Source organism: Achromobacter sp. ACM02 (genome assembly GCF_014851605.1).
GTDB lineage: Bacteria > Pseudomonadota > Gammaproteobacteria > Burkholderiales > Burkholderiaceae_B > Achromobacter > Achromobacter aegrifaciens.
Window position 1 is genome coordinate 351,360 of record NZ_JACUZY010000002.1, and the last position, 12,791, is coordinate 364,150.

The 12,791-nt window shown below is 66.1% G+C and carries 7 protein-coding genes; 5 read left to right on the forward strand and 2 right to left on the reverse strand.

What is annotated here, in order from left to right; all coding sequences use genetic code 11:
- Window positions 1–165: 165 nt before the first annotated feature.
- Window positions 166–1,371, forward strand: coding sequence for a 3-oxoadipyl-CoA thiolase (pcaF, locus tag IB258_RS06475; protein ID WP_054452365.1), 1,206 nt, complete (start codon window positions 166–168; stop codon window positions 1,369–1,371).
- 85 nt (window positions 1,372–1,456) lie between these two features.
- Here pcaF and IB258_RS06480 read toward each other — a convergent pair whose 3' ends face one another.
- Window positions 1,457–1,864 carry a DUF192 domain-containing protein gene (locus IB258_RS06480; protein WP_119449368.1) on the reverse strand — a complete coding sequence of 136 codons (408 nt, stop codon included), beginning with the start codon at window positions 1,862–1,864 and terminating at the stop codon, window positions 1,457–1,459.
- 188 nt (window positions 1,865–2,052) lie between these two features.
- A complete protein-coding gene (locus IB258_RS06485) occupies window positions 2,053–2,298 on the reverse strand; it encodes a cold-shock protein (RefSeq protein WP_006220277.1) in 246 nt (81 codons plus the stop codon).
- A gap of 225 nt (window positions 2,299–2,523) precedes the next feature.
- Here IB258_RS06485 and clpS point away from each other — a divergent pair, with 225 nt between their 5' ends.
- The 4 genes from clpS to clpA all read left to right on the forward strand — a co-directional run bounded on the left by clpS (window position 2,524) and on the right by clpA (window position 12,785).
- Complete coding sequence (gene clpS, locus IB258_RS06490) at window positions 2,524–2,838, forward strand: ATP-dependent Clp protease adapter ClpS (RefSeq protein WP_006383989.1); 315 nt, start codon at window positions 2,524–2,526, stop codon at window positions 2,836–2,838.
- A 164-nt stretch (window positions 2,839–3,002) separates the two neighbouring features.
- Entirely contained in the window at window positions 3,003–8,198 is a 5,196-nt protein-coding gene (locus IB258_RS06495; RefSeq protein ID WP_370539816.1) for an MG2 domain-containing protein, read from the forward strand.
- The gene (gene pbpC, locus IB258_RS06500) at window positions 8,195–10,417 is read left to right on the forward strand and encodes a penicillin-binding protein 1C (RefSeq protein WP_175162975.1); all 2,223 of its coding nucleotides are present in this window, start codon (window positions 8,195–8,197) and stop codon (window positions 10,415–10,417) included. The genes IB258_RS06495 and pbpC overlap by 4 nt, the downstream gene beginning before the upstream one ends.
- Window positions 10,418–10,472: 55 nt before the next feature.
- Entirely contained in the window at window positions 10,473–12,785 is a 2,313-nt protein-coding gene (gene clpA / locus IB258_RS06505; protein ID WP_054453626.1) for an ATP-dependent Clp protease ATP-binding subunit ClpA, read from the forward strand.
- The last annotated feature ends 6 nt before the right edge of the window (window positions 12,786–12,791 follow it).

Below are 12,791 nucleotides of genomic sequence, written 5' to 3' on the forward strand. Positions count from 1 at the left end.
CCGCGCCCGCGCCCCGGCGCGGTGCACGGGGCGCGCACAGGCAGGGTGAACAGCCATTGGACACTGTCCGTGCAGCGGACATCCCGCAGGCGCACCAACTTGGCGCGAAAGCGCTGCGTTAAGATCGCCCGATCCGGATTTTTTCTCACTGACTTCGAGCCTCCCATGACCGTGCATGCTTTTATTTGTGATGCGATCCGCACCCCCTTCGGCCGCTACGGCGGCGCCCTGGCTTCCGTGCGCCCCGACGATCTCGCTGCCGTAGCCATCAAGGCGCTGGTGGCGCGCAATCCTGGCGTGCGCTGGGAAGAACTGGACGACGCCATCATGGGCTGCGCCAACCAGGCGGGCGAAGACAATCGCAACGTGGCCCGCATGGCCACGCTGCTGGCCGGCCTGCCGATCGAAGTGCCCGGCGCCACCGTCAACCGCCTGTGCGGTTCGGGCCTGGACGCCATCGGCGGCGCTGCCCGCGCCATCCGCGCTGGCGAAGCCGGCCTGATGCTGGCCGGCGGCGTGGAAAGCATGAGCCGCGCGCCCTTTGTCATGGGCAAGGCCGACAGCGCGTTCTCGCGCAATGCCGCGATTTACGACACCACCATCGGCTGGCGCTTCATCAACAAGCTGATGAAGGCGCAATACGGCGTGGACTCGATGCCCGAAACGGCCGAGAACGTCGCCGACGATTTCAAGATCAACCGCGAAGACCAGGATCTGTTCGCGCTGGCCAGCCAGCAGAAGACCGCGCGCGCGCAGAAGGAAGGTTTCTTCGACACCGAGATCGTGCCGGTGTCGATCGCCCAGAAAAAGGGCGACCCGATCATCGTCAGCAAGGACGAGCACCCGCGTGAAACCACGCTGGAAGCGCTGGCCAAGCTGAAGGGCGTGGTCCGCGAAGGCGGCACCGTCACCGCCGGCAACGCCTCGGGCGTCAACGACGGCGCGGCTGCGCTGCTGCTGGCCGACGAAAAGGGCGCCGCCCGCCATGGCCTGACCCCGCGCGCCCGCGTGGTCGGCATGGCCACGGCCGGCGTCGCGCCGCGCATCATGGGCATTGGCCCGGCGCCCGCCACGCTGAAGGTGCTGGCCCAGACCGGCCTTACGCTTGCGCAGATGGACGTCATCGAACTGAACGAGGCGTTTGCCGCCCAGGGCCTGGCCGTGCTGCGCCAGTTGGGCATCGCCGACAACGACCCGCGCGTGAACCCCAACGGCGGCGCGATCGCCCTGGGCCATCCGCTGGGCGCCAGCGGCGCACGCCTGGCCACCACCGCGATCAATCAGTTGCACCGCACCGGCGGCCGTTACGCGCTGTGCACTATGTGCATCGGCGTGGGCCAGGGCATCGCGCTGATCATCGAACGCGTGTAATCGGGCTGGCGCGCAGCGGCTTGCTGCGCGCAGGAACGAAAAGGGAGCCTGCAGGCTCCCTTTTCATATCCGCCGGCGGTTCGCCTCAGGGCAGGCCGTCCAGCTTCTTGCCGGCCTTGATGCCGTGCTGTTCGAACCAGCCCTGGGCCATTTCCAGCGCGTAGCGCACCGGCTTCTTGGCGCAGTGCGGGTCTTCGGTCTGCGGCGCCATGTCTTCAATGTTGACGATCGTGCCATCGTCGGCGATAAAGGCAATCGAGAGCGGAAGGATGGTGTTGCGCATCCAGAAGCACTGCACGTCGGGCTGTTCGAAGACGAACAGCATGCCGTCGTTGCCGGGCAGCTCCTTGCGGAACATCAGGCCGTCGCGGCGGGTCGCTTCCGTGTTCGCGACTTCTGCGCGGATAATATGGATGCCGGCCGAAAGCTGGGTGGTGGGCAGCGGGGCTTGCGGTCCGGTTTGCTGTGCGCTGGCCGCCAGAGGCAGGGCCATGGCGATGGCTGCCAGGGCTTTCGGCAGGAAGTTTCTGAAGAACGCTGTCTTGAACAACGTGAGGCTGACAGGATTTAAAACGGCGTTCTTGGGCATGACCTGGCGCAATGAATGAAAAATAACAAGGCGGGGCTCGAAAGCCCCGCCTGAATAATGGCGCAACCTTACCGTTGCGCTTTAAGGGTAACTCAGGCAGCTGTGATATTAAGCGCCTGTTTGCCTTTGGGCCCCTGGATAATCTCGAAGGCCACTTTCTGGCCTTCCTTCAGGGTTTTAAAACCATTCATCTGGATGGACGAAAAATGGGCGAACAGATCTTCACCGCCGTCGTCGGGCGTAATGAAGCCGAACCCCTTTGCATCGTTGAACCATTTGACGGTGCCCGTCGATTTGGGATTGTCCCCTTGGACGGCGGTTGCGGTCGTATCAGACATGCGGACTGCCTCATTGAATCGTATGTTGACGAAGGGCATCGCGGCCTAGACCCCTGTCCCCCCTCCGGCTTCCTGGCAGATTTTCGGTGCTTTGAAAACCCCAGAATGCGTGGATAATGCGCCGCTTTTCTTTGCGGCGTCAAGTATGGAAACTACGCATTTCTACGTGTAATTTTCCGTAAGTTACACGCTAGCCGTCCCCCGTTTAAATAGAATAGCGGCCCTATGAGTTCTACCTTGGATACCCAGCATGATTTGGCCGTCGAGAAGGCTCCGGCGCGCGCCGCGCCGCCTCCGATGTACCAGGTCCTGCTGCTGAACGACGACTACACCCCGATGGAGTTCGTCGTGAAAGTACTGCAAAAGTTCTTCAATAAGAATCACGAAGAGGCTACGAGGATCATGTTGCAGGTGCATCACGAAGGGCGTGGTGTATGCGGGGTTTATCCCCGGGACCTCGCCGCCACGCGCATCGCGCAAGTGGCCCAATACGCACGGGCGCGCCAGCACCCCCTGCAATGCGTGATGGAACCCGTCTGAACCCCAGAATCAATGCGCCGCCTGTCATGGCGGCGTTGTGTTGTCCGGTTATTTTGTTTTGACAAGCAGTATCCGCGTACCCGAGAAGCGCGCGGAATGATCAGGTCGGCAGCTCCGCCGCTTAGGAGCGGTGCGTCTGCATTTGAGTAAGCGGGAGATTTACCGTGAGTGGAAAGATAAGCAAGGCCTGGCTGGCGACAGCCGGGGTCGTTGTATTGGCCGGCGCCATCGGCGTGGGCTGGTGGATGGGCAAGGAACGTCAGCCCGCCAATCCGGCGCCAGCCGTCGTGTCGCAGCCTGCTGCCCCGGCGGGTGGCGGAGATGCCAAGCCGGCATTGCCCGCCAGCGCGGTGGTCGGCGCGGCCGACCCGTTTGCCGCGCTTTCCTGCCAGCCGCGCCAGTACAACGATACGCTGGCGCTGGCCGTGACCTTCACGCAGCCGGTGGATGCCAAGTCCGACCTGGACAGCTTTCTGCAGGTGACGGACACGGGTTCGGCGTCCGACAAGGACAGCGAATCGGCCGCCAGCAACGGTGACCAGCCCGCCTCGGTCCGGCCGGGCGACTCGGCGCCCAAGGGCAAGATCCTGAAGGGCAACTGGGTGGTGGGCGACAACCCCCGCATGGTTTATTTCCCCTACGTGCAACCGCAGCGTTCCTACGCGATCTCCGTGCGTGCCGGGCTGCCCGGCGCGGGCGGCATCAAGCTGGCGGAAGCGTCGAATTGCGAGGTGAACACGCAGGCCATGCCGCCGTCGTTCTATTTCGCCAGCCGCGGCGTGGTGCTGCCGGCCGGCCAGAATGGCGGCCTGCCCGTGGCCACGGTGAACGTGTCCGAAGTGGACGTGCAGTTCCTGCGCGTATCGCCTGAGCGCGTGCCTGAACTGTTCGACACCGTGCTGGGCATCGGCCGCAGCACCGGCTCCGGCGAAGAAGAAGACAGCAGCGACGAAGATGACAACTGGCGCTATTCCGACAACCGCAGCCTGAAGGGCTCGGTCAGCAACTGGGACCTGGACCGCCTGAACTCGCTGACGACCAGCGTCTATCAAGGCCGCTTCGTCACCGACGACAAGCCCAACCGCCGCCATGTCACGTTCCTGCCGGTCGAAGGCATCAAGGAATTGCAGGAACCCGGCATCTACATCGCGGTGATGAGCCAGCCCGGCCGTTTCCGCTACGAATACCAGGTGACGTATTTCTACGTCAGCGACATCGGCCTGCACGCGCGCCGCTACAGCGACCGCATCGAAGCCTATTCGGTATCCCTGAAGAGCGGCACCGCCATCTCGGGCGCCGTGTTCGAACTGGTGGACGGCGCCGGCAAGTCGCTGGCCAAGGCCGCGGCCGATGGCCAGGGCCATGTCCGCTTTGACGGCAGCTTCGCCAATGCGCGCGTCATCCGCGCCTCGCGCGACAAGGAAATGACGGTGCTGGCCCTGGGCGAACCTGCCCTGGACCTGTCTGAATTCGACACGGGCGGCCATGTTTCCCGCCCCAACAACCTGTTCGTCTACGCTGGCCGCAATCTGTACCGCCCCGGCGAAACCTTCAACGTCTCGGTCCTGCCGCGCGATCTGGACGGCCGCATGCTGGCGCCGTCGCCCCTGACCGCGACCATCAAGCGCCCCGACGGCCGCACGGTGCTGAGCACCCTGTGGCAGCCCCAGAAGGATCTGCCCGGCTATATCGAGCGCAGCATCGACCTGCCGCTGGATGCGCAGACCGGCACGTGGCTGCTGGAACTGCGCGTGGACCCCGCGTCGCGCGCGCCGGACGCGTCCTGGAAGTTCCAGGTCGAGGAATTCCTGCCTGAACGCATGAAGATGGCGCTGACCTCCGACCAGGAGGTGCTGTCGCCGGAGGAAACGCTGACTGTCGACGTGCAGGGCGACTATCTCTACGGCGCGCCCGCCGCTGGCAACCGCCTGCTGTCCAGCTTCCAGGTCAAGCGCGACCGTTTTGCGCTGCCCCAGCAATGGCCTGGCTTCATCTTCGGCGACGTTGCCGACGATGCCCGCCGCCATTTCGAAGAGCTGCCCGAAACGGCCCTGGACGACAAGGGCCGTGGCCAGCTCGAGGTCGATCCGCGCACCGGCGGCACGCGTTCGCCGATGAAGGTGCGGGTGTCGGCCAGCCTGCTGGAATCCGGCGGCCGTCCGGTGGTGCGCTCGATCGAGCGCAGCGTCTGGCCCGCCGACCGCCTGATCGCCGTGCGTCCGCAATTCGACGGCGACGTGGCCCGCGAAGGCGCGCCCGCCGGGTTTGAAGTGCTGCGCGTGGATGCGCAGGGCAAGATTGCGCCGCTGGCGCAGGCGCAGATGCGCCTGTACCGCGAAGACCGCCAGTACTACTGGCGTTTCGACGACCAGCGCGGCTGGAACAGCGGCTACACCGAAACCGAGGAATTGCTGGATTCGCGCGAGATCGCGCTGAACGACCGCTCCCAGCTGACCGTGCCCGTGAAGTGGGGCCGCTACCGCCTGGAAATCGCCGATCCCGAAACCGGCCAGACCCTGCGCTACCGCTTTTACGCGGGCTGGAACGCGCAGGACTCCGACGCCATGGGCAATCGTCCCGACCGCGTGCAGATGAAGCTCGAAGGCGTGCCGGCCAAGCCGGGCGACACGGTCAAGCTGACCCTGACGCCGCCGCATGACGGCCAGGCGCTCATCACCGTGGAAGGCGACCGCATGCTGTGGTCTACCTGGGTGGCCGTGAAAGCGACGGGCACGCAGGTCGAGATCCCGGTCGACAAGAGCTGGAAGCGCCACGACCTGTACATCGCCGCCGCCGTGTTCCGTCCCGGCAGCGAAGGCGACCGCGTGACGCCGGCGCGCGCGCTGGGCCTGACCTTCCTGCCCATCGCCAGCGCTGACCGCAAGCTGGACGTGAAACTGACGGCGCCGCCCAAGGCGGTGCCCGAGACCAAGGCGACCGTGCGCGTCAAGGTGGACGGCGCCCAGGGCAAGCAGGCCACCGTGACCCTGTCGGCGGTGGACGTGGGCATCCTCAACATCAACCAGTACAAGACCCCCGATCCGCTGGACTACTTCTTCGGCAAGCACCGCTACGCGCCCGAATTGCTGGACATGTACGGCAAGCTGATCGAGAAAATGGACGGCACGAAGGGCAAGCTGAAGTGGGGCGGCGACGCCGCCATGCGCGGCGACAGCAAGAGCCTGCCCAAGAAGGTCAAGCTGGTGGACCTGTTCTCCGGTCCGGTCAAGCTGAACGAGCAGGGCGAGGCGGACATCCCCCTGGACCTGCCTGATTTCAACGGCACGCTGCGCCTGATGGCCGTGGCCTTCACGCCCGACAACTACGGCAGCACCGACACCGAAATGGTGGTGGCGGCCCCCATCGTGGCCGAGCTGAACACGCCGCGCTTCATCACCCCGGGCGACCAGGCCGCGATTGCGCTGGACGTGACCAACCTGAGCGGCGCCGAGCAGAAGGTGACGGTCAAGCTGGAAGCGCTGGACCCGCTGGCCATCGTCGACGGCGTCAAGACCGTGACTCTGAAGGACAAGCAGCGCACCACGCTGCGCTTCACCGCCACCACCACCGGTTCGTACGGCCTGGGCCTGATGCGCCTGACCGTCGACGGGCAGGGCGGCGGCAAGCCCTTGCGCATCGTGCGCGAATCGGTGCTGCAGGTGCAACCGGCCTACGCGGCCGAGCGCCAGGTGCGCCGCCTGCGCCTGAATCCGGGCGAAGCCAACGCGCCGCAGGCGTCGTGGGTGGCGTCCTACTACCCGGACTCGACCACGGTCAGCATGACGGTATCGAACCGTCCGCCGATCAACGTCAATCGCCTGGTCGAAGGGCTGCTCAACTATCCCTACGGCTGCACCGAGCAGACCATCAGCGCGACCCTGCCGTGGGTCATGCTGGATGAGGCCGCGGCCAAGCAGTTCGGCCTCAAGCCGCGCACCAAGGCCGAGCGCGACGCCAAGGTGGCCGGCGCGATCGGCCGCCTGGCGGGCATGCGCAACGCCGTCGGTTCGTACAACCTGTGGAGCAGCTCGTCCTCGCGCGATGTGTGGCTGACGGCCTACGCCGTCGGCTTCATGCAGGACGCCCGCGACAACGATTTCGAAGTGCCCGAGGCATCGCTGGACCGTTCGCGCCAGTGGCTGCTGGAGCAGGTGCAGCAGAGTTCGGGCGCGTTCGGCACCTGGTCGGCCAACCTGAAGCGCGGCGTCGAATCCGGTCGCTACGACTCCAGCGACGCCAACATCCTGCGTGAGGACCATCGTCGCTTCGCCGGCCTGGCCACTGCCGCCTTGGCGCTGGCGCGCGACAAGAAGGCGCCGCTGTCCACGGTGCGTCAGCTGTACGACAACTACCAGGAGCGCGCGCGCTCGCCGTTGCCGCTGATCCAGCTGGCGGCCGCGTTCAAGCTCATGGGCGACGAAGGGCGCATGAAGAGCGCGCTCGACCAGGCCGTGGCGCGCGAGTACGGTCTCAACAATCGTCGCAACTCCGGCTATTACGACGAATGGCTGGGCGACTACGGCAGCGGCGTGCGCGACTATGCGCTGGCCTTTGCGATCGCGGAAAAGTACGAGCTGCGCCATGAGCGCCTGGACAACCTGCTGACGCAGCTGGCCAGCCGTCTGGGCAACCGTTCGTACCTGTCGACGCAGGAACAGATGTCGCTGTTGCTGGCCGCCCGCGCTATGGGCGGCGACAAGGCTACGCCCTGGTCCGCCACGTTGACCGTCAATGGTTCCACCAAGGCGCTCGCTGGCGGCACCAGCGACCAGACCGTGTCGCTGTCGGCGGCCGACCTGGCCGGCGTGCAGTTGCTGAACACCGGCAACCAGTCCCTGTTCGTCGAATACGACATCCAGGGCAGTCCGACCACCACGCCTGCGCCGCGCAATGACGTGATCCAGCTCAAGCGCGGCTGGTACCGTCCGGACGGCCGCCCGTGGGATGGCGGCAGCCTGCAGACCGGCGACATGCTGGTGGTGTGGGTGCAGGCCAGCGCCAACCAGAACATTCCGGATGGCTTGCTGGTGGACCGCGTGCCGGCGGGTTTTGAAGTCGAAAACCTGAACCTGTCGCAAAGCCCCGAGATGCAGGAATGGACGATCGGCGGACGCCGCGTGGCCGAAGCCATGTCCGATCCCAACATCAAGCACCGCGAGTTCCGCGACGACCGCTATGTGGCCGCGGTGTCGCTGGGTCGCGGCAAGGTGGACGTGTTCTATCTGGTGCGCGTGGTGACGCCGGGCCGCTATGCGGTGCCGTCGACGGTGGCCGAAGACATGTACCGGCCTGAAATCCGGGGCGTAGGCGAGCAATGGAGCACGGTAGAGATCCGCGACCGCGGCGCCAAGCGTCCTTGAACCCCGCCGCCACCCCGGTGGCGGGCGCCTCGCGCGCCCGCCGCTGGCGGCGGCGAGGAATCTTCGCGGCCAGCGCGTTGTTTGCGCTGGCCGCGTTGTTATTCACGCTCGACCGCCTCTATCCCTTGCCGCCCGTGGATTCGGGCGGCGCCGCCGTCGTCGTGGCCGCCGATGGTACGCCGCTGCGCAACTATCCCAGCCGCGACGGCATCTGGCGCTATCCGGTCAAGCCCGACCAGGTGTCCGAGCGCTATCTGGAAACGTTGCTGACCTACGAGGACCGCTGGTTCTACTGGCACCCGGGCGTCAACCCGGTGGCGATGGCGCGCGCCGGCTGGCAGTGGGCCACCAACCGCCGCATCGTGTCGGGCGGGTCCACCCTGACCATGCAGGTCGCGCGGCTGATCGATCCGGAACTGGCCGGCAAGCCCTCGCGCTCGATGTCGGCGAAGCTGCGGCAGGCCTGGCGCGCCATCCAGCTGGAAATGCACTACAGCAAGGACGAGATCCTGTCGCTGTATCTGACCCACGCACCCATGGGCGGCATCGTCGAGGGCGTGGAGATGGGCTCGCGCCTGTGGCTGGGCAAGCCCGCCCGCGATCTGAGCCCGGCCGAAGCGGCGATGCTGACCGCCTTGCCGCAGGCGCCATCGCGGCTGCGGCCGGATCGTCACCCCGAGGCCGCGCAGGCCGCGCGCGACAAGGTGCTGGACCGCATGGTCGAACTGGGCCGCTGGACCCCGGCCGAGGTGGCCGACGCCAAGATCGAGAACGTGGTTGCGCCGCCGCTGCGCGCGCGCTGGCTGGCGCCCCTGGCCGCGCAGCGGTTGCTGCAGGAGGCGGGCAGCCAGCGCAAGGCGGGCCGGCGTCCTGGCGAGCGGCCCGCGGTGGTCACATCCACCCTGGACGCGGACATGCAGGCGGCGGTGGAGCGCATGCTGCAGGATCGGGTGGACAGCCTGCCGCCTAAAGTGTCGATGGCCGTGTTGGTGATGGACAACGATACGCTGGAGGTCAAGGCCTATGCCGGCTCCGCCGATTTCTCCGACGAAAGCCGGGCGGCCCACGTGGACATGGTGCGCGGCGTGCGTTCGCCAGGCTCCACGCTCAAGCCTTTTTTGTATGCGCAGGCGCTCGACGAGGGCCTGATCCACTCCGAAAGCCTGCTGATCGACGCGCCGATGTCGTTTGGCGGCTACGCGCCGGGCAACTTCCAGGCCGCGTTCGCCGGCCCGATCAGCGTCGCCCAGGCTCTGCAGCGTTCGCTCAACGTGCCGGCGGTGGATCTGCTGGACCGCGTCGGGCCCAGCAGTTTCGCCTCGGTCATGCTGGCCGGCGGGGTACGGTTACGTTTGCCCGCGGGCGCGGAACCGAATTTGAGCTTGATTTTGGGCGGGGGCGGCACCACATTGGAAGAACTGGTGGGCGCTTACCGGGCCTTGGCCCGCGGCGGCGTCTCAGGGCGGCCCCGGCTGCGGCCGGAGCAGCCGCGGGTCGAGTCCCGTATGATGAGCCCTGGGGCGGCCTGGATCGTCCGTGACATTCTGGAGAGCGGCGGCCATCCCGACCGGCCGTTCTACCAGTCGGGCAGTCCGGCGCGGCAGCTGGCCTGGAAAACCGGGACGAGTTTCGGATTCCGGGACGCCTGGGCCGTTGGAGTGACCGACAGGTGGACGATGGGCGTTTGGGTCGGCCGTCCGGACGGGACGCCCAACCCCGGATTTTTCGGGGCCAACGTGGCGGCGCCGCTACTGCAGGATATCGTGGCGGCCTTGCCCGAAGGCGCTCAGCAGGTCCGCGTCAGGCCCGAAACGGTGCAGGCCGCGGTGACATGCTGGCCCCTGGGTTACAAGCTCGGCAGCGTGCCGTCCGGCGAATGTCCGGAGCAGCGCGCGGCCTGGGTGCTGAATGAAACGGCGCCGCCGTCCTTTGCCGGCTACGCCGACGCCTCGCGCGGACCGTTGCGTCTGGGCGGCGTGGCCAGCGGCTCGGTGCTGCGGCCCGTGCCGGGCGGGCGCGAAGTGGCGCTGGATGTGGATGTGCAGGGAACTGAAGGCGAAGTATGGTGGATGCTGGACGGGCGCGTGGTTGGCCATGGCGCGTCGGGTCATCCGTTTAAATTAGTGTTGGCCATGGACGGCCGGTATACGCTTACCGTCATGGATGCGCAAGGCCGCCACGACAGAGTGGTTTTTGAAATCTCTGGCGTTACGCCATGATCGGCATAGAATATGAATCGTGTATTTGCCCGCTTCGATGCGTTACGGAGGAAGCGTGATTTCTCAAGAGCTTGAAGTCAGCCTGCATATGGCTTTCGTCGAGGCCCGTTCGGCCCGGCATGAATTTATTACCGTCGAGCATCTGCTGCTCGCGTTGCTCGACAACGCTTCGGCCGTTGAAGTGCTGCGCGCCTGCGCCGCGAACCTGGACGACCTGCGCCGCAATCTGCGCCAGTTCGTCTCGGAGAACACCCCGGTGATCCCGAGCGGCGCCGAGGTCGACACGCAGCCCACGCTGGGATTCCAGCGCGTGATCCAGCGCGCCATCATGCACGTATCCGCGGGAGGCACCGGCAAGAAGCCGGTTACCGGCGCCAATGTGCTCGTGGCCATTTTCGGCGAAAAGGATTCGCACGCTGTGTACTACCTGCAACAGCAGGGCGTGACGCGGCTGGACGTCGTCAATTTTCTGTCGCATGGCATTACCAAACAGCCCCAGGTGGAGTCCGCCGCCGTGCAGAAAGAGCAGCAGACCAATGGTGAAGAGCAGGGCGAATCGCGTCAGTCGCCGCTGGACCAGTACGCCACCGACCTGAACGCCGCCGCGCTGGCGGGTCGCATCGATCCCCTCATCGGGCGCGAGCACGAAGTCGAACGCGTGATCCAGGTGCTGTGCCGCCGCCGCAAGAACAACCCGCTGCTGGTCGGCGAGGCCGGCGTGGGCAAGACCGCGATCGCCGAAGGCCTGGCCTGGCGCATCACGCGCGGCGAAGTGCCCGAGATCCTGCAGGCCGCCCAGGTCTTTTCGCTGGACATGGGCGCCTTGCTGGCGGGCACCAAGTACCGGGGCGATTTCGAGCAGCGCCTGAAGGGCGTGCTCAAGCAGATCCGCGGCAACCCCGACGCCATCCTGTTCATCGACGAAATCCATACGCTGATCGGCGCCGGTTCGGCTTCCGGCGGCACGCTGGACGCGTCCAACCTCTTGAAGCCCGCCTTGTCTTCCGGGCAGCTCAAGTGCATCGGCGCGACCACCTACACCGAATACCGCGGCGTCTTTGAAAAAGACCACGCGCTGTCGCGCCGCTTCCAGAAGATCGACGTGGCCGAGCCCAGCGTCGAACAGACCGTGCAGATCCTGCGCGGCCTGAAGAGCCGCTTCGAAGAGCATCACAGCGTGCGCTACTCGTCCGCCGCCCTGTCGGCCGCGGCCGAACTGTCGGCGCGTTTCATCAATGATCGCCATCTGCCGGACAAGGCCATCGACGTGATCGACGAGGCCGGCGCCGCGCAGCGCCTGTTGCCGCGTTCGCGCCAAAAGAAGGTGATCGGCAAGGTGGACATCGAGAACATCGTGTCCAAGATCGCGCGCATCCCGCCGCAGTCCGTCTCCAACGACGACCGCAGCAAGCTCGCGACGCTGGACCGCGACCTGAAGACCGTGGTCTTCGGCCAGGACAACGCCATCGAAGCCCTGTCCGCCGCCATCAAGATGGCGCGCTCGGGCCTGGGCAAGCCGGAAAAGCCGATCGGCGCCTTCCTGTTCTCCGGCCCCACCGGCGTGGGCAAGACCGAGGTCGCGCGCCAGTTGGCGTTCACGCTGGGCGTGGAGCTGCTGCGTTTCGACATGTCCGAATACATGGAGCGGCATGCGGTGTCGCGCCTGATCGGCGCGCCTCCGGGCTACGTCGGTTTCGACCAGGGCGGCCTGCTGACCGAGGCCATCACCAAGCAGCCGCACTGCGTGCTGCTGCTCGATGAAATCGAAAAGGCGCACCCGGATGTGTTCAACATCCTGCTGCAGGTCATGGACCACGGCACGCTGACCGACAACAACGGCCGCAAGGCGGACTTCCGCAACGTCATCCTCATCATGACGACCAACGCGGGCGCTGAAACCTTGAACCGTCCGTCGATCGGTTTCGCGAATTCGCGCGTGGTGGGCGACGAAATGGCGGAAATCCGCCGCATGTTCACGCCCGAGTTCCGCAACCGCCTGGACGCGATCATCCCGTTCGCGCCGCTGGACCGCGAAATCATCCTGCGCGTGGTGGACAAGTTCCTCATGCAGCTGGAAGACCAACTGCACGAGCGTCGCGTGGAAGCCATCTTCACCACGGGGCTGCGCGAGCATCTCGCCAAGGAAGGGTTCGATCCGCTCATGGGCGCACGCCCCATGCAGCGTCTCATCCAGGACACCATCCGCCGCGCGCTGGCCGACGAGCTGCTGTTCGGCAAGCTGGTCGATGGCGGCACGGTTACGGTCGACCTGGACGAGGAGGGCAAGGTCAAGCTGGACTTCGACGACAACGGCAAGCCGCCCTCGTCGGATGCGCCTGACAAGCAGGAAGTCGAACTGGTCGATTAAGGCTCT

Coding starts and splice junctions, on each gene's coding strand:
- pcaF (WP_054452365.1), top strand. CDS start 166: ATGACCGTGCATGCTTTTATTTGTGATGCGATCCGCACCCCCTTCGGC.
- IB258_RS06480 (WP_119449368.1), bottom strand. CDS start 1,864: ATGGCCCTGCCTCTGGCGGCCAGCGCACAGCAAACCGGACCGCAAGCC.
- IB258_RS06485 (WP_006220277.1), bottom strand. CDS start 2,298: ATGTCTGATACGACCGCAACCGCCGTCCAAGGGGACAATCCCAAATCG.
- clpS (WP_006383989.1), top strand. CDS start 2,524: ATGAGTTCTACCTTGGATACCCAGCATGATTTGGCCGTCGAGAAGGCT.